The organism is Paraburkholderia terrae (assembly GCF_002902925.1).
GTDB lineage: Bacteria > Pseudomonadota > Gammaproteobacteria > Burkholderiales > Burkholderiaceae > Paraburkholderia > Paraburkholderia terrae.
This window is the reverse complement of the sequence record NZ_CP026111.1, coordinates 1,934,474-1,952,012: the sequence shown is the minus strand read 5'-3', so window position 1 is coordinate 1,952,012 and position 17,539 is coordinate 1,934,474. Positions and strand designations below refer to the sequence as shown.

At 64.2% G+C, this 17,539-nt stretch carries 10 protein-coding genes; 5 read left to right on the top strand and 5 right to left on the bottom strand.

The genetic code is table 11. From position 1 onward, the window contains the following. Window positions 1-1,134: 1,134 nt before the first annotated feature. The 3 genes from C2L65_RS08680 to moaE are packed head-to-tail and all read left to right on the top strand — an operon-like array spanning window position 1,135 to window position 3,188. Window positions 1,135-2,400 carry a molybdopterin molybdotransferase MoeA gene (locus C2L65_RS08680; RefSeq protein WP_174485106.1) on the top strand — a complete coding sequence of 422 codons (1,266 nt, stop codon included), beginning with the start codon at window positions 1,135-1,137 and terminating at the stop codon, window positions 2,398-2,400. Between the two features lie 39 nt (window positions 2,401-2,439). Continuing rightward, window positions 2,440-2,697, top strand: coding sequence for a molybdopterin converting factor subunit 1 (moaD, locus tag C2L65_RS08675; RefSeq protein ID WP_042315107.1), 258 nt, complete (start codon window positions 2,440-2,442; stop codon window positions 2,695-2,697). 20 nt (window positions 2,698-2,717) lie between these two features. After that, complete coding sequence (gene moaE, locus C2L65_RS08670; RefSeq protein WP_042315108.1) at window positions 2,718-3,188, top strand: molybdopterin synthase catalytic subunit MoaE; 471 nt, start codon at window positions 2,718-2,720, stop codon at window positions 3,186-3,188. Window positions 3,189-3,338: 150 nt separating this feature from the next. On the opposite strand, the gene C2L65_RS08665 is transcribed toward moaE, so the two are convergent. Then, window positions 3,339-3,899, bottom strand: coding sequence for a group III truncated hemoglobin (locus C2L65_RS08665; RefSeq protein ID WP_042315109.1), 561 nt, complete (start codon window positions 3,897-3,899; stop codon window positions 3,339-3,341). Window positions 3,900-4,136: 237 nt separating this feature from the next. On the opposite strand from C2L65_RS08665, the gene C2L65_RS08660 reads away from it, so the two are divergent. Continuing rightward, complete coding sequence (locus tag C2L65_RS08660; protein ID WP_042315110.1) at window positions 4,137-4,634, top strand: Rrf2 family transcriptional regulator; 498 nt, start codon at window positions 4,137-4,139, stop codon at window positions 4,632-4,634. A 361-nt stretch (window positions 4,635-4,995) separates the two neighbouring features. After that, a complete protein-coding gene (gene clpB, locus C2L65_RS08655; protein ID WP_042315111.1) occupies window positions 4,996-7,593 on the top strand; it encodes an ATP-dependent chaperone ClpB in 2,598 nt (865 codons plus the stop codon). 134 nt (window positions 7,594-7,727) lie between these two features. On the opposite strand, the gene C2L65_RS08650 is transcribed toward clpB, so the two are convergent. The 4 genes from C2L65_RS08650 to C2L65_RS08635 form a co-directional block, all read right to left on the bottom strand. Continuing rightward, on the bottom strand, window positions 7,728-8,171 hold the full coding sequence (locus C2L65_RS08650; protein WP_042315128.1) for a YidB family protein: 444 nt from the start codon (window positions 8,169-8,171) through the stop codon (window positions 7,728-7,730). A gap of 155 nt (window positions 8,172-8,326) precedes the next feature. After that, complete coding sequence (locus C2L65_RS08645) at window positions 8,327-8,875, bottom strand: ComEA family DNA-binding protein (protein ID WP_042315129.1); 549 nt, start codon at window positions 8,873-8,875, stop codon at window positions 8,327-8,329. Window positions 8,876-9,057: 182 nt separating this feature from the next. Further along, complete coding sequence (pbpC, locus tag C2L65_RS08640) at window positions 9,058-11,472, bottom strand: penicillin-binding protein 1C (protein WP_042315112.1); 2,415 nt, start codon at window positions 11,470-11,472, stop codon at window positions 9,058-9,060. A 12-nt stretch (window positions 11,473-11,484) separates the two neighbouring features. Beyond that, entirely contained in the window at window positions 11,485-17,538 is a 6,054-nt protein-coding gene (locus C2L65_RS08635) for an alpha-2-macroglobulin family protein (protein ID WP_042315130.1), read from the bottom strand. Between the last annotated feature and the right edge of the window lies 1 nt (window position 17,539).

The window sequence follows — 17,539 nt, the reverse complement described above, 5'->3', positions numbered from 1 at the left end:
TTTTTGTCGGCGACGCTGATGGGGTTTGTGCTCGCATCAGGGGTAGTGGTTTCGCGGCGCGGGTGGGTTGGTTTGCTGGTGGTTTCGCTGGCATCCGCGATTTGACTTCTTGCTTCGTGCGTTGCGGTGTTTTGGCGTTTGTGCTGGCATCCGCGATTTGCCTTCGTACTTCAAGCGTTGCCCCTGTTCGTTTGCCTTTTCACTGGCATCCGCGTTTCGTTAGCGTGCTTCACACGTTGCCCCTGTGCGGGGCGGCACCTACTTTTCTTTGCCGCCGCAAAGAAAAGTAGGCAAAAGAAAGCGGCTCACACCGCCAACATTTCTTCCTGCCTGAGGGCCCCCAACCGGTCCCTTACTTCACGCGGCAACTTCTCGATTCAAGTTCGTTGCCAGCGCTCTTGCAGTGCGCATCACCCGCTTCATGTCCCCGCGTCGCCGCATGCCATGCCAGAGAGTCCACGGCCGCCCAGGTGGCAAACTGTGTGTAGGCCGTAGCGCCACACACGCCTCACTCCGGACCGATACCGCACGCGTTCCACCCTGTAAGAGCGCCAAGCTATACGACGCGACAACCTACACACAGTTTGCCACCTGGGCGGCACATACCAGTCGCTGCCGTTCGCTCTTGTACGGGTGTTTGAAGCGGGTGAGGCGTTCATTCGAAGCGTTGGTAACGCACGCAAACAGAAAGGCTGCCGTGTGAAGCGTAAGACCCTGTGGGAGCCCTCAGGCAAAAACTAGCACTGGCGGTGTGAGCCGCTTTCTTTTGCCTACTTTTCTTTGCGGCGGCAAAGAAAAGTAGGTGCCGCCCCGCACAGGGGCGACGCTTGAAGCACGCTAACGAATCGCGGATGCCAGCGCAAACACGAGCAAACGCAAACCAACACTCGCGCCGCGAAGGCAAATCGCGGATGCCAGCGCAAACGCTAAAACACCGAATGGCGACGCTTGAAGCACGAAGGCATAGCGCAGATGCCAGCGTAAACGCTAAAAACCTCGACCGGCAACGCCCACCCACCTAACGGCAAAACCCGCAAAACCACCCCGCATCGCAGATATAAAAAAACCTGCCAACTACATACGCCGCCCCCTCCCGCTACAATGATTCTTTCCGAATCGTCCTCATCCGCTCCGATGTCCACACCATCACCTGCGCCGCGCGCACCGATGCTTTCGACAGCTGACGCGCTAGCGACCCTCCTTGGCGCCGCCGCACAAATCGCCGGCAACGAAACGCTGCCAACCCTGGAAGCAATCAACCGCGTGCTCGCCTCCGACGTCATCTCGCCCCTCGACGTCCCGCCGATGAACACCAGCGCAATGGACGGCTACGCAGTGCGCGTCGCGGAGCTATCGCAGGGCGAGCGCCGTCTGCCCATCTCGCAGCGCATCCCGGCGGGTCACGCGCCGCAACCGCTCGCCGAGGGCACGGCGGCGCGCATTTTCACGGGCGCGACGGTACCGCCCGGCGCCGATGCCATCGTGATGCAGGAACAGACGGAAACGGCCGGCGACGAAGTGACGATCCTGCACACGCCGAAAACAGGCGAATGGATCACGCAGCAAGGCGCCGACATCCACAAAGGCGCGACGATCCTGCCCGCGGGCACGCGCCTCACGCCGCAGGCGCTGGGCCTCGCGGCGTCGGTCGGTTGCGCAAATCTGGACGTGGTGCGGCGCGTGAAAGTCGCCGTCTTCTTCACGGGCGACGAACTGACCATGCCCGGCGAGCCGCTCAAGCCCGGCGCAATCTACAACTCGAACCGCTTCACGCTGACGGGCCTCCTGCACAAGCTCGGCTGTGAAGTGACCGACTATGGCATCGTGCCCGACAAGCTCGACGCAACGCGCAAAACGCTACGTGAAGCCGCGCAAGCTCACGATCTGATCCTCACGTGCGGCGGCGTGTCAGTGGGCGAGGAAGATCATGTGAAGCCCGCCGTCGAGGCGGAAGGGCGTCTGTCGATGTGGCAGATCGCGATGAAGCCGGGCAAGCCGCTCGCGTTCGGCGCGATTCGCCGCACGGCGGCGCCCGATACGCAAAACACCGGCTCGAACGAAACCTTCTTCATCGGCCTGCCGGGTAATCCCGTCTCGACCTTCGCCACGTTTTTGCTGTTCGTGCGCCCGTTCCTGCTGCGCCTCGCCGGCGTGCGCACGGTGACGCCGCGCGCGCTGTCGCTGCGCGCCGATTTCACGCAACAAAAGGCCGATCGCCGTAACGAATTTCTGCGCGCACGCGTCAATGCCGCGGGTGGCCTCGATCTGTTCCCGAACCAGAGTTCCGCCGTGCTGACGTCGACGGTCTGGGGCGACGGCCTGATCGACAATCCGCCGAATCATGCGATCAGCGCCGGCGAAACCGTGCGCTTCATCCCGTTTTCCGAGTTGCTGAACTGAGGACGGCCCCCAAGGGCCGCAATTGGGTTGTTACCGACGATGAACATCCAGCTGAAATATTTCGCGAGCGTGCGTGAAGCGCTCGGCCAGTCAGACGAATCCGTGGACGTGCCCGAGGGCATCGCGACGGTCGGCGACGTGCGCGCGTGGCTGCGCGTGCGCGGCGGCGTGTGGGCGGAGACGCTCGCCGAAGGCCGCGCGCTGCGCATGGCTTGCAATCACGTGATGACGGATGCGGGCACGCGTATCACCGACGGCTGCGAAGTCGCGTTCTTTCCGCCCGTCACGGGCGGCTGACGTAGCCAGCGAGGAACGATATGACCGTCCGAGTCCAGACAGAAGACTTCGACCTGTCGACGGAAGTGGCCGCGCTGCGTGCGCAGAATCCGAAGGTGGGCGCCGTCGCGTGCTTCGTCGGCACGGTGCGCGACATCAACGAAGGCGAGACCGTCCAGACAATGGAGCTTGAGCACTATCCGGGCATGACGGAGAAGTCGCTGGAGGCGATCGTCGACGCGGCGCGCGAGCGCTGGCCGGGCACCGAGGTGCTGATCGTGCATCGCGTCGGCAAGCTGATGCCGCTCGACCAGATCGTGCTGGTCGCGACGACGTCGAAGCATCGCGGGAACGCATTCGCGTCGTGCGAGTTCGTCATGGACTACCTGAAAACCCAGGCGCCGTTCTGGAAGAAAGAGAAGACGGAAAGCGGCGAGCGCTGGGTCGATGCGCGCGTGGCCGACGACGAGGCACTCGCGCGCTGGGGACTGAAGTCGTTGAATTCGCGCTGAATTCGCGCGGAATTCGAAACCGGATTAAGCGTTATTCATTGAACGTTTCAAAAAATAACGCGCAAGCGATAATCCCGGTTGAAATGTTAAATCACGATTCTCAAGTCCCAATTTTCGAATCACCCGATTAATCCTGACCGTTCGATCAGCTTAATCGTCGTCGCGCGATTTACCGATGATTTTCGTCGGAAATGGCTCACCGCGCGGCCGCGCATGTTCGGCTGCGTGCTCTTCGCGCGACCGGCGGCGCGGTGCGATACGGTCCAGTAAATCCTGCTGCTCGGCGGGAATCTGATAGTCCCAGCCGAACTTGCTCAACTGCAGGCTCTGCGCGATACGCAGCGCGGGTTCCATGAAGCGCACGGCCGCCGCGGGTTCGTAACGTGACTCGACCGTGTCCAGGAACAGAAACAGCCAGCGGCTGAAGTGGCGCGGCTCGAGGCCCGCGAGCGGCATGTGCGCCTGTTGCACGTTGCCGCGATACTGCTTCGCGCCCAGCGCCAGCGATCCCCAAAACACGCACATCTTCGGCAGATGCTCATCCCAGCGCCCGGCGAGCTTCTGCTCGAAGGCGGGGCCGAGCAGCGCGTCGGCGCGCACGCGGTCGTAGAACGCGTAGACCAACTCGCGGATGTTGTCCTCGGTGGGTTCGGCGTAACGCGTGGCGAGTCGTTCGATAGCGGGAATATCTGAAGAAATATCGGACTTCATATCTGGAACAAAAGTGAGTCGGGGCAAACGCGTCATCGCAAACGTTTTAGCCAGACGCGCTCTAAAATCAGAAAAAGTGCGCTTAAAAGGAAAGTTACCGTTTATAGTTACGCGAAATAACGAGATAAACGTCGCAATAAGATGTGTTATGTACGCATGTTATTGCGCAGCAGTACCGGCGTTAGTGGAGCCGGCGTGAACATTCCGCACGCTGACTCCGTCGCAATTTGCCTTTCAATGAGACTCACAGACTATACCGATTACTCGCTGCGCGTGCTGCTTTACCTCGCGGTTCGTTCCGAAGGACTGGCAACAATACAAGACATCTCCGATGCATATGGCATATCGAAGAACCATCTGATGAAGGTGGTTCAGCGGCTCGCCGAACTTGGCTGGGTCGAGACCGTACGGGGGCGCAACGGCGGTCTACGGCTGTACGAACATTCGTCGTCGCTGACCGTCGGCGAAGTGGTACGGGCGGCCGAGAACGACTTTGCGCTGGTCTCGTGCTTCAACGGCACCGACACCAGCGGCGTGCATCGCGAATGTGTCATTCAGTCGCAATGCCGGCTGAAGGGCATCCTCGAATCCGCGCGCTCGGCCTTCTTCCGCGAACTCGACAGCTATACCATCCGCGATATCGCCGAGCCGGCGTCGCCGCTGATGTCGCTGCTCGGATTGAAGCCATCGGCGACCATCGTGCCGATCGTGCCCGCTGTGTCGACGGGCACCTGAGCGCCCGGGTCGGAGAAAGCAGGCCGGGCGCGCCGCCGCCCGGCGGCGTCACCGAACGCTCGTCCGCTCCGGCGTACCACGCGCGGAGCACGCCCGCAGGCCTGGGCCGGCCTGCGCTCGCGAGTCGCCCAACTGCCCGCCGGCTATCCGCGCCGGGTCGCGCGTCCTGCCCCGTACCTTGCTTTCGTCCGATCCTGCGCCGGGCTACACTCGGCTGTGTCGACGGACTTCTGGCGCCGTTCACGCGTCCCGCACGATCGTGCCGCTGGCGTGTAAATTCTCTCTCCCTGATGCAAAAAAGCGCTTGAAACTGGCAGAAAACGCCTCATTTTGGTGGTAATCGAAATTGGAGGTCTCCTAGATGAGAGTCGACAAACTCACCACTAAATTCCAGGAAGCGTTAGCCGATGCGCAAAGCCTTGCCGTCGGTCATGACAATCAGTACATCGAGCCGGTTCACCTGCTAGCGGCCCTCGTCGCGCAGCAGGACGGCTCCGCGCGCTCGCTGCTGTCGCGCGCCGGCGTTCACGTGCAGGCGCTGCAAACGTCGCTCGCTGACGCCATCACTCGCCTGCCGCAAGTACGCGGCACGGACGGCAATGTGCAGATCGGCCGCGATCTTACCGGTCTGTTGAACCAGGCCGACAAGGAAGCGCAGAAGATCAACGACACCTACATCGCGAGCGAAATGTTCCTGCTCGCGATCGCCGATGACAAAGGCGAAGCGGGCCGTCTCGCGCGCGAACACGGCCTGTCGCGCAAGTCGCTCGAAGCGGCCATCGTGGCCGTGCGGGGCGGCGCGCAAGTGCATAGCCAGGACGCCGAAAGCCAGCGCGAAGCGCTGAAGAAATACACGATCGACCTGACCGAGCGCGCCCGCGCGGGCAAGCTCGACCCGGTGATCGGCCGTGACGACGAAATCCGCCGCTCGATCCAGATTCTGCAGCGCCGCACCAAGAACAACCCGGTGCTGATCGGCGAGCCGGGTGTCGGCAAGACGGCGATCGTCGAAGGTCTCGCGCAGCGCATCGTCAACGGTGAAGTGCCCGAGACGCTCAAGGGCAAGCGCGTGCTGTCGCTCGACATGGCGGCGTTGCTCGCCGGCGCGAAGTATCGCGGCGAGTTCGAGGAGCGGCTGAAGGCCGTGCTGAACGACATCGCGAAAGACGAAGGCCAGACCATCGTCTTCATCGACGAAATTCATACGATGGTTGGCGCGGGCAAGGCGGAAGGCGCGATGGACGCGGGCAACATGCTGAAGCCGGCGCTGTCGCGCGGCGAGCTGCATTGCGTCGGCGCGACCACGCTCGACGAATATCGCAAGTACATCGAAAAGGATGCCGCGCTGGAGCGCCGCTTCCAGAAGGTGCTCGTCGACGAGCCGAGCGTCGAAGCGACCATCGCGATCCTGCGCGGCTTGCAGGAGCGCTATGAGCTACACCACGGCGTCGATATCACCGACCCGGCGATCGTCGCGGCGGCGGAACTGTCGCATCGCTACATCACTGACCGTTTCTTGCCGGACAAGGCGATCGACCTGATCGACGAAGCGGCGTCGAAGATCAAGATGGAAATCGACTCGAAGCCCGAGGAGATGGACCGGCTCGATCGTCGCCGCATCCAGTTGAAGATCGAACGCGAGGCCGTCAAGAAGGAGAAAGACGAAGCGTCGCAGAAGCGCCTGCAACTGATCGAGGAAGAAATCGAGCGGCTCGACCGCGAATATTCGGATCTCGAAGAAATCTGGACGGCGGAAAAAGCGGCCGTGCAGGGCAGCGCGCAGCTGAAGGAAGAGATCGAGAAGACGCGAGCGGAAATCACGCGTCTGCAACGCGAAGGCAAGCTGGAGAAGGTTGCTGAGCTTCAGTACGGCAAGCTGCCGCAACTCGATGCGCAACTGAAAGCGGTCACCAAGGCCGAGGCGGAAGAGCAGAACAATCCGACGCGTCCGCGCCTGTTGCGCACCCAGGTCGGCGCCGAAGAAATTGCGGAAGTCGTGTCGCGCGCGACGGGCATTCCCGTGTCGCGGATGATGCAAGGCGAGCGCGAGAAGCTGCTGCAGATCGAAGAGAAGCTGCATCAGCGCGTGGTCGGCCAGGATGAAGCGATCAGCGCCGTCGCCGATGCGATCCGCCGTTCGCGCGCAGGTCTGTCGGACCCGAACCGTCCGTATGGCTCGTTCCTGTTCCTGGGGCCGACGGGTGTCGGCAAGACGGAGTTGTGCAAGGCGCTCGCGGCGTTCCTGTTCGACGCGGAAGATCACCTCATCCGCATCGACATGAGCGAGTTCATGGAGAAGCACAGCGTCGCACGTCTGATCGGCGCGCCGCCGGGCTACGTCGGTTACGAAGAGGGTGGCTATCTGACGGAAGCCGTGCGCCGCAAGCCGTACAGCGTGATCCTGCTCGACGAGATCGAGAAGGCGCACCCGGACGTCTTCAACGTGCTGCTGCAAGTGCTGGACGACGGCCGTATGACGGATGGCCAGGGCCGCACCGTGGACTTCAAGAACACGGTGATCGTGATGACGTCGAACCTCGGTTCGCAGGTCATCCAGTCGATGGTCGGCCAGCCTGAAGAAGCCGTGAAGGATGCCGTCTGGGAAGAAGTGAAGCTGCATTTCCGGCCGGAATTCCTGAACCGGATCGACGACGTTGTCGTGTTCCATGCACTCGATCGCTCGAACATCCAGTCGATCGCGAAGATTCAGCTGGAACGCGTTCACGAGCGGCTCGCGAAGCTCGACATGCAACTGGTCGTGTCGGATGCGGCGCTGGAGTTGATCGGCAAGGTCGGTTACGACCCGCTGTTCGGCGCGCGGCCGTTGAAGCGCGCGATCCAGCAGGAGATCGAGAACCCGGTCGCGAAGCTGATTCTGTCCGGCAAGTTCGGTCCGAAGGACGTGATCCCCGTCGAGGTGGACAACGGCAAGCTCGTGTTCGACAGGGTGGTTCACTAAAGCGGCAAGGGAACGGAGCGTCGAAGCTCGACGCATCCGTTCCGGATGAAAAACAAAAAGGGCAACGAAGCGATTCGTTGCCCTTTTTTCATGCGCGGCGCTTCAACGAGGCCGCGCGTAACGAACGGCTGCGTTCAGGCGTTCTTGTTGCCAAACAGCCCCGCGATCTGGCCGAGCGCGCCCAACGCTCCAGACACGCCGCCTGCATCGAGCTTGCCGTCGGCGGGCACTTCGCCATTCGGCGTCGCCGCGTTGATCACGTGCGGCAGCACTTGCGACAGCAGGCCCGTCACCATCGACGGCTCGACGCCGGCCTTCGCCGCGATATTGGTTACGGTTTCGGAGCCGAGCACGTTATGCAGCGTGTCGGCGGCGATCGGCTGGTTTTCGCCCGTGCCGACCCACGAACTGATGATGTCGCCCGCGCCGTTTTGCTGGAAGCGCTGGATCAGGCCGTTCAGGCCGCCCGGCTGGTTGTTGACGAATTCGAGCGCGGCGGAAATCAGCGCCGCCTGGCCGCCGCCTTGCGGCGAGTTGCCGCCGCCGAGCATGGAACCGAGGGAGTCGAGTAGGCTCATGACAATCTCTCTTGAGAAGCCGGTGCGACGCGTGTGAAGCGTGCGCCGGCGGGGAACGAAACGCCGCGCGAAGCGCGGCACCAATAGTGACAGCAACGGCCGTTGATATAGGCGTGAGGCAGTGCGGCCACTGGACGCTGCTGGAGTGCGCGTCCTTATACGCCCGACGCAGCGGACGCGGCCTTGCTCTTCTTCGATTTCTTCGATTTCGAAGCGGTCGTGTCCGACGCCGTAGCAGGCGCGGAAGCCGCCGTAGCAGCGGGCGCCGATGCCGCAGCGGCGTCAGCCGTGCTCTTCTTCTTCGACTTGGACGCCTTGCCGCCGGAAGCGGCGTCGGCAGGCGCCGGCGTTTGCGCCGTGGTCGCGGCGGGCGCGGGCGTGGACTTCGACATCGTGCCCGCCGGCGCTTTGGCGGGTGCGCCTGTCGGCGGCGCGGACGAGCCGTTGATCGTCAGGCCAGCCGCTTCGAGATTCTTCACCGACTTTTGACCGATGCCCTTGACCCGGTTGGCGAGATCGTCGGCATCCTTGAACGGGCCGTTCTTGGTGCGTTCGTCGATGATCGCCTTGGCGTGGGCGGGGCCGATGCCTTTGACCGATTCAAGCGCGGCCTGGTCGGCGGAATTGACTTCGACAGCGGCCGCGAATCCCGCCGACAGCGACAGGACAAGCGCGACGAACAACATCAACAGCTTTTTCAACATGGCAATCACTCCATTGAGGGCAAACAGGTAGCCGGGAACGGACGACGCTTTCATTTGAGCAAGCACTGCGTTCAAGCATAGGACAATTTACTGTCCTCTTTCACCGAACGGCGCGAGACGAGGCGCGAATCGGCCGATTTATACCGTTCGGATGATGACAAGGCAATGCGAACTCACCAAATTTAAAGCTTTTGCCCGTTCGTTGTGCTGTCTTGCAGTGTGGATGTCAGGGGAGTTGGAGACGGTTGTGACGCCGCACGGCCGCGTGCCGTACCCGGCTTGCCGGCGCGCGGCGGCGCGGCCTGGTGCGCGATCGCGCCGCGCACTTCGAAGCGCACCGAATCGGCGCTCGATCCATCCGCATTGACGAGTTCGAGCACATGCCGGCCCGGCCACGGCAGCCACAGCACGCGTTCGTCGCGGCCAAGCGGCTTGCCGTCGAGGCGCCAGCTGGCGCGCCCGGACGAGCCGTTCGCGCGTTCGAACACGATGCGCTGACGCGTGGCGGGAATGTCGGGGTCGAGCGCGAACAGCGTGCCGTCTGTTGGCGAGCCGATGCGCGGCGCGGCATTCGAAGACGACGCGGCCGTTTTGCCCGATGCGTGCGCCGCGCGCGCTATGCCGCTCGCGTTGTCCGTTGAAATGGCATTCGCGGCCAGTCCGACTGTCTGCGTTTGCGTGCCGTCGACGAACCATTCGTTGCGCGCGGGCTCGATATTGCCGTCGAAGTTCACGCGCGCCTGCACGACACCTGCCGGCGCGCGCGGCTCGACGCTCGGCACGCGCCGGTGCAGATAGCCGACGATCGCGGCCCAGATCGGCGCGGCGCCCGTCACGCCGGACACGTCCCACATGGGCTGGCCGTCCGCGTTGCCGACCCATACGCCGACCGTGTAGCGCGACGTATACCCGACCGTCCAGTTGTCGCGCATATCCTTGCTGGTGCCCGTCTTCACCGCCGAGAAAAAGCGCGTCGCGAGCGGGCTGTCGAAGCCGAAGGTGCGCGTGCGCGCGTTGTTGTCCGACAGCACGGTCGTGATGATGTAGCTCGCGTCGGCGCTGAAGACGCGTTGCTGCGAAGGCGCAGCGGACGGCGCACGGCGCGGCAGATCGAAAGTCGGCGCCGCGACGCCGTTGTTGGCGAGCGCCCGATACGCATTGGTCAGCGACAGCAGCGTCACATCGGCGCTGCCGAGCGCGAGCGAATAGCCGTAGTAGTCGCCGCTTTGTTCGAGCGGCAAGCCTAGCGCGGTGAGCGTCTTCGCAAAGCGATGCGGCGTGACCATCACGAGCGTGCGCACGGCAGGCACGTTCAGCGACGAGCCGAGCGCCGTGCGCACGCTGACCCAGCCCTTGAAGTCCTTGTCGTAGTTTTGAGGTATATACAGGCCGCCGCCCGCCGCGAGATCGAGCGGCGCGTCGTCGAGCAGCGAGGCCGTGGTGAGCCGCCGTTCGTCGATGGCCTGCGCGTAGAGGAACGGCTTGAGCGTCGAGCCCGCCTGGCGGCGCGCCAGCACGGCATCGACGTCGCGCGCGCCCGACAGTCCGCCCGACGAGCCGACCCACGCCAACGCTTCGCCCGTCGCGTTATCGAGCACGACGACGGCACCGTCATGCACGTTGCGCGGATGCGCGGGCGCGTTGAGTTCGATCAGCGTGCGCGTGAGCGTATCGCTTGCGAAGCGCTGGAGCTTTGCATCGAGCGTACTGGTCACGCGTGCGCCCGCAACGGGATGCGTTTCGCTCGCGATGCGCCGCGCGAAATGCGGCGCGAGCGTCGGCGCATCGGGCGAGACGGACAGCAAGGCGGGAGCAGGGCGCGCGAACGCGAGTTGCACGAAGGCAGTGAGGTTAGCGCAGCGCTCGGGCGCGTTCATGTCGCGCAAGATGCGGCACGCGCGTTCGCCGACCTTCGCGTATGAGGCATTCGGCGCGCGGATCAGCGCAGCGGCGACGGCGGCTTCGCGCTCGTCGAGACCGGAAGGCGCCTTGCCGAACAGCGTGATCGACAGCGCGGACAGGCCAATCGTCTCGCCGCGAAACGGCACGAGGTTCAGATACGCTTCGAGAATCTGATCCTTGCGCCACGTATGTTCGAGCCACAGCGCGCTGACGGCCTGATTCGCCTTCTGCGCGATCGAGCGTTGCCCCGAACGTTCACGATCGTCGTTGAGCAGACCTGTCAACTGCATCGTGACCGTCGATGCGCCGCGCGTGCGCGTGTTCCACAGGTTCGCCCACGCGGCGGCCGCCGCGCCGCGCCAGTCGACGCCGCTGTGTTCGTAAAAGCGCTTGTCTTCCGATACGACGATCGCTTCGCGCAGCGCCGGCGAGACGTCCGCGAGCGCGACCCAGTCGCCGCGCCGCTCGGTTTTGTCGATGCGGGTGCGTTGCAGCGGCACGCCGTCGCGCGATAGCAGCAGCCAGTCGGAGCTGCGCCATTGCGCGCGCACGTCGTCGAATGTAGGCAGCGCGTGCGCGGCGAGGGGTTCGGCGAGCAACAGAACGCATAGCGCGATGCGCACGAACGTGAACGCGATGCGCCACGGCCGGTTCGGCGGCGTGTGGCGGCTCATCGCATTGGTCCAGGCGCGCATCACGCGTTCTCCTTACTTCGCAGCCGTTGCCGGCTTCACGACGACGGGTGCATTCGGCAGCACACCGAATGTCGACGGCGCGTAGAGCGCTTCGACGCGCGTCGGCGGCAGGCCGAAGGTGCCGACGTTGTTCAGCCGCACCGTGTACTCGATCGAGAACTTGCCCTTCGGCACATAATCGTAGTACGCGCGATAGCCGTCGAAACCGCGCTCGACAAATGCCGGCCACGCCTCGCCCTTCGACTTCTCGCCTTGTGTCGCGGCTTCCGAATCGCGGCCGAGGCCCGAGCCGAGTATCGTCGCGCCCGCCGGAACGGGGTCATTGACGACGACCCAGGTCATGTCCGTCTGCGCGTCGATATCCAGATGCACGCGCACGATATCGCCGCGCGTGGTCACGCCCTTCACGGCGGGATCGACAGGTGTGACCGTCTTCGTGATCCGGTAGCCGGCGGCGAACGGCGCCTTCAACGCGACAGCGGCGAGGCTTTCGATCGTGGCCCACGGCTTGCCCGTGCCGTCATGCGTGAGCGTCAGGGACACGGGCGCGCTGCGCGTTTCGGGCGGCCACGGCAGCAACTGACTGCGCGTGTCGGCCGTCTTCGTGATGGCCGTTGCGGACGCATAGTTTGCGGCGGCAGCGGCGGGCTGGCTCCACGAAATCGTCTTGTCCGTCGAGCCGAGTTGCAGCTTCGTTTGCCCCGTCACAGGCACGCTCTCGAATACCTGCGAGAAGCGCTGCACGGCGATCGATCCCCACAGGTTAGCCGTCGTCGTCTGCCATGCGCCGTTCTTCTGCAGTGCGAGCATCCCCGCGACGAGCCGCGGCATCTCGTCCTTCCAGCCGGGCATATCGACGAACGTCAGCGCCGTGCGCGCCGCGTTGGTTTCCGTGCCCGACATCAGCCACCACAGATCGTCGTTGTCGGCCGTCGAGAAGGTGAGACGCGTGCCCTGATACGTTAGCCGCGCGCGGATGATCTGCTCGACCTGCGCGAGCTTTTCGTCGCGCTGTGGAATGTCCTTCACGCGCGACAGCACCGCGTAGTAGTCGAGCACGGCCGAGGTCGGCCACTGGTTCGGCGCGATTTCGATCGAACCGAGCATGCTCGCGCGGGCGGCGCCGTGACGCGACAGCGCTTCGAGCGCGGCGAGCTTGCGCAGATCGAGGTCCTTGCGCGGCGCCCAGACGTTGCGTTCGAGCCGGCCTTCGACGAAGTTCACCAGACCGCCTTCGAGCTTCGCGCGTAGGTCGTCGGGCAACGCGAAGCGCGGGTCGAGTTTCGCGGCTTCGTCGGTGACGGACAGCAGATACGCGGTGAGCGTGGTGCTGCCCGTGTTGCCGCTATCGTCGCCAGGCGGGAAGTAGTTGGCGAGACCGTCCTTGTCGAGATAGACGGGCATGCGCGCCAGCACGCCTTGCCAGCGCGCCGCGTCGCGCAAGCCGAGCGCAACCGATGTCTGCTGTTCAAGGCAGCTATACGGATAGCGCTCGAACCAGCGGCGCACGCCGGGCATGCCGTCCGACAGCTTCGATTGCAGCGACACCGCGATGCCGCCGCGCAGCGCGCCCGCGTGCGTCGTCGTCGCGTTCGGCGGCGCGGCGACGGGCAGCGAGAACGTGCCGTCGACTTGCGTGAGCGTCGCCTGCTGCACGGTGATCGGAATGGCGGCCGTCACACGCTGCGTGACCTTGAGCGCGTCCGTCGCGTGCGAGGCGCCTTGTTCCGTCGCGCTGATGTTCCAGGTCAACGCTGCCGGGTTCGCCTCTGAAAGACCGTCGGGAGGCGAGACCGTCCATGCGACTTCGCGTGCCGAATCGGCGGCGATATCAACGGTTTGCGCTTGCAACGACAGGCCCGGCACGTTTGGCGTGACGACCACTTTCATCGCACGCGTGGTCGTGTTGCGTACCGTGAACTGCGCTCGGAACTGGTCGCCTTCGCGCACCAGCGGCGGCAAGCCGGAGATCAGTTGCAGGTCTTGCGTGCTGCGGATCGACGTGCTGCCCGTGCCGAAGGTGCCGTCGCCGACGGCCGCGATCGCCACGATACGGAAGCTCGTCAACGCGTCGTTGAGCGGCACGTCGACGGATGCTTCGCCGTTCGCGTCGAGCGTCACGCGTGGGTTCCAGAGCAGCAGCGTGTCGAACAGTTCGCGCGTCGAACTGTGTCCGCCACCGCCGCCCGCGGGCACGGCCTTGCGGCCGAAGTGCCGGCGTCCGACGATCTCCATCTGCGCGGTCGACGTTTCGACGCCGTACGCGCGCCGTTGCAGCATCGCGTCGAGCACGTCCCAGCTGTTGTTCGGCATCAGTTCGAGCAGCGCTTCGTCGACGGCGGCGACGGCGATCTGCGTGCCCGCGGGCGCGGGCTTGCCGCCCGGCATCTGCACGCGCAGCTTCACATGCGCCTTGCCGCGCACCGTGTATGACTTCGCGTCCGGCGTGACTGTCACGGCGAGTTTATGCGCGGCCGTGCCGACCTTGATCTCGGCGAGGCCGTAGCGGAACGCGGGCTTCGACAGATCGACGAGCGGCGTCGGCGCTTCGTAGTAGCGACCTTCGTACCAGAACGCGCGCGCCCATTCGAGCGGCGCTTTCCAGCCCCACGTGAAGAACGAGTACCACGGCACTTCGCGGACGCGTCCGCGCAGCGCGAGCACCGACACATACACGTTCGGCCCCCACGCTTCGCTCACTTTCAGCTCGACGGTCGGGTCCTTGCCGTCCAGTTTCACGACATGCGTTTCTACGATCCCTTCACGCTCGACGGCGACGAGCGCCGTCGCGAAGCGGAAGGGCATGCGCACCTGGAAGCGCGCCGTTTCGCCGGGTTCGTACGCGCTCTTTTCGGGCAGCACGTCGATACGGTCGGTGTTTTGGCCGCCGAACCACAGGTCTTCCTCACGTGTGACCCACACAGACGTCGCGGCCGTCGATGCATGGCCTTCGCCGTCCTTCGCGGTGACGACGAGATCGACGTTGCCCGCTTCCTTGAGCTTCGCGTCGCAGGTCATCAGGCCGTGGTCGTCGCTCTTGCCGCTGCACAGCGTGCCGAGGTCCTTGGTTTCCGTGTGGTTGTCGTACGCATAGAAGCCGCCGACCATGCGCTTTCTCGACGTGATCGTGATGCGCGCGATGCCGCGCACTTCGAGCGGCACGCCCGCGCGCGGCTTGCCTTGCAGATCGACGGCGAGCGCCTTCACGGGCACCGCGTTGCCGACCGACACCCATTGCCCCGACTTCACGCCCGCGACGACGGCAGCGGGCCATAACGTCGCGTTGCCGCTGATCGTCTGCACTTCGCCGTTCGGATCAGCGAACGTGGCTTCGAGCGCGAGACGCTTCGGTGCGTCTACTTGCGGCAGGTTTTTCAGACTCAGGCTGCCCGCGCCGTTGCGGTCGAGCGTGACGGGTTCCTTGTCGGCGATCAGCTTCGACGTGTCGTCGTCGGCAGCCTGTTCGGTTTCTTCGTCATCGGAAGACGACGCGTTGGCGTCGTTGCGCTTCTTGTACGGCGCGAAGCTGAACTCCGGATACGTGCCGGCGAAAGCGGGCGTCGTGCTCTTCATCAGCGCCGATACCTGCACGGGCAAACCCGACGCGCCGCCTCCCGACATATAGTCGATCTGCAGCATGACGGGCGCTTCGCTCGCGGCGACGAGCGGGTGATTCTTTTCGTCGCGTACTGCAATCGTGCCTTTGAATACCGGAAGGCGAAACTCTTCGACGCGGAAGCTGCCCGACGAATAGCTATGGCGGGCCGAGTCGGCGCTGCTGTCGTCGTCGCTGTCGTTGTTCGATGTGTCGTTCGATGCCGCGCTCGCATCGCCATCATCGAGCGACACGCTGTATTCGCCGAGCTTCGCCGCGGCGGGAATCGCGAAGGTCGAATCCGCTGTGTGATCGGCGGTCCACTTGAGCGGCATATGCCAGGTCTGTCCGCTGCCGAGATGGCGGATCGTCAGGCGCGTCGGGTACGTCTTCGGGAACGTGAGGCCGTGCATCGTCTCGACGCGGATCATGTGCTTCATCGACACCGTTTCGCCTGCGCGCAACAGCGTGCGGTCGAACACGGTATGCGCACGCACCGTTTGCTCGATGCTCGTGTCGGTCGGCACATTGAATCGCCACGCTTCGATGCCGCGATTCCAGTCGGAGCGCACGAAGGCCATGTCGTGGCCCGTCTTCGGATCGTCGATGCGCGCCGACACAAAGAAGCCTTCGAAGCTGTCTTCCTTGCACTCGTTGCGGGACGTCAGCGACTGGTTGATCGTCAGCACGCCGTGCGCGTCGGTTTTGCCCGACGCGAGTTCGTCGCCATTGCAATCGCTCACGTGTACGTCGGCGTTCGGCACGGGCTGGCCTTTGTCGAGCGTCGTGACCCACACGACGCTGTTCTCGCGGCCTTGCTTGAAATGCACGCCGAGGTTCGTGACGAGCACAGCCGTACGCACGTACATCGGCGCCTGCTTGCCGAGCAGCGATGTACCGAGCGCGGGCGACGCGAGTTCGATCACATAGAAACCGGGCTTCGTCACGGGCACGCCGACCACTTCGAAAGGCCGCAGCGCTTTCGGATCGGCCTTCGGCAGTGCGAGCGTTTCGACGTTCGCTTGACCCGCAAGCAGCGACAGCGAGCGGATGTCGATCAGCGGATTCTTGCGGTCCTCCTTTGGGTCCGAGTCGTCGGCTTTGCGCGGCACGATCACGGGATGTGGATTGTGCGCGAGCAGTTGCGGCATCTGCTGGTTGATCGACTGGCGGTCCATCATGAAGCCGTCGAAACGATCGACGTTGCGCATCCAGCGGCGGATATCGCTGTCGGCGTCGACGCGCAGCTTCGTGAACTGAGCGTTACCCGCATTGAGCCCCGCGATATGCAGATCGGCCTCGACGTTGCGCAGCGTAACAGGCACGAGCGCGGGCATGTCCGGTTCCGCGAAGCGCTCGATGATGCCGAACGTGCCCGACGAAAACTTCGCAAGCGGCGGCATCGGTGCCGTCGCGGTCTTGAGCGGGAAGAGGTCGGCGTTGGTCAGCGCGCGGCCGCTAACGTCCTTGAGATTCGACGGCAGCTCGATGGTCAGGTCGGTGCGTTCGGGCAGCGGCGCGGCGAATTCGACAGTGCTTGTTTGCGGGTCTTTGTCGTCAGCGGAGAAGGTTGGCTTGATCTCGCCGTTCGGCCCCTTAATGCGGATTTCTTCCGCATCGGTGCGCAGAATGGGCGCGTTGAACTGGACGCGCAACGGCCGCAACGGTGTGCAGGGCGCCTTCGCGTTCTCGCGCTCGCAACTGAAGCTCGCGGCGAACGGTTCGCGCACATTGAAGTCGAAGCGGCGTTCGACGTCGTTCGCAATGCCGCTCGGACTTGCGACGCCCTTGCCGTAGACGAGTTGCGCCTTCGCGCCGGACGGCAGCGTCTGCTGGCATTGGAGCGTCAGCACGCGCGCCGCTTCCTTTTGCAGACGGAAGCGCTTGAGCAGTTCGGTGCGTGTTGTTGCGTCAACGTTTTTCACGGGAATCCGGTTGCCCAGACCGCTCGATTCGCACCAGACGTGCTGTTGTACGGACGCATCCGTCGCTGGACCGTTGAGCCGCACGACAAACGCTTGGTCTTCCTCGATTTCGCCGCCGTATGGCTGGACGTTCTGCACGAACGGGCCGCCCGTTTCGAACGCGTAGTGACGCGGCCCCGTCAACGCCTGACCCGCCGACGATTTCAGCCCGTCGTTCAGATCGACCGAGCAGGCGACGCCGGGCGGCAGATCAGCGGTGAAATCCCATGCCCAGGTCTTGTCGTCGATCCAGCGCGGCTGGCCGGCGCTCGCCGACGCGTCGTTGCACTTGATGCGCGCGGGCGCGGGCAGATCGGGCGCGCCGAACGCAACCATCGATTCGTCGAACTTGACGACCACCTGGCGGACTTGCGCAACTTTGCCTTGTGGCGTGACCTGTGTGATGCGTGCTGCATCGGCGCGCCATGTGACGCCAATGAGAAGACCGAGCATCGCAGCCGCAGCGGCTGCCCATATCGCTTGACGTTTGATGGTGCCGCTTAGCATC

Bases quoted from the DNA above. Each gene is read 5' to 3' on its own strand.
- C2L65_RS08680 (WP_174485106.1), top strand. From the start codon at position 1,135: ATGTCCACACCATCACCTGCGCCGCGCGCACCGATGCTTTCGACAGCT.
- moaD (WP_042315107.1), top strand. From the start codon at position 2,440: ATGAACATCCAGCTGAAATATTTCGCGAGCGTGCGTGAAGCGCTCGGC.
- moaE (WP_042315108.1), top strand. From the start codon at position 2,718: ATGACCGTCCGAGTCCAGACAGAAGACTTCGACCTGTCGACGGAAGTG.
- C2L65_RS08665 (WP_042315109.1), bottom strand. From the start codon at position 3,899: ATGAAGTCCGATATTTCTTCAGATATTCCCGCTATCGAACGACTCGCC.
- C2L65_RS08660 (WP_042315110.1), top strand. From the start codon at position 4,137: ATGAGACTCACAGACTATACCGATTACTCGCTGCGCGTGCTGCTTTAC.
- clpB (WP_042315111.1), top strand. From the start codon at position 4,996: ATGAGAGTCGACAAACTCACCACTAAATTCCAGGAAGCGTTAGCCGAT.
- C2L65_RS08650 (WP_042315128.1), bottom strand. From the start codon at position 8,171: ATGAGCCTACTCGACTCCCTCGGTTCCATGCTCGGCGGCGGCAACTCG.
- C2L65_RS08645 (WP_042315129.1), bottom strand. From the start codon at position 8,875: ATGTTGAAAAAGCTGTTGATGTTGTTCGTCGCGCTTGTCCTGTCGCTG.
- pbpC (WP_042315112.1), bottom strand. From the start codon at position 11,472: ATGCGCGCCTGGACCAATGCGATGAGCCGCCACACGCCGCCGAACCGG.
- C2L65_RS08635 (WP_042315130.1), bottom strand. From the start codon at position 17,538: ATGCTAAGCGGCACCATCAAACGTCAAGCGATATGGGCAGCCGCTGCG.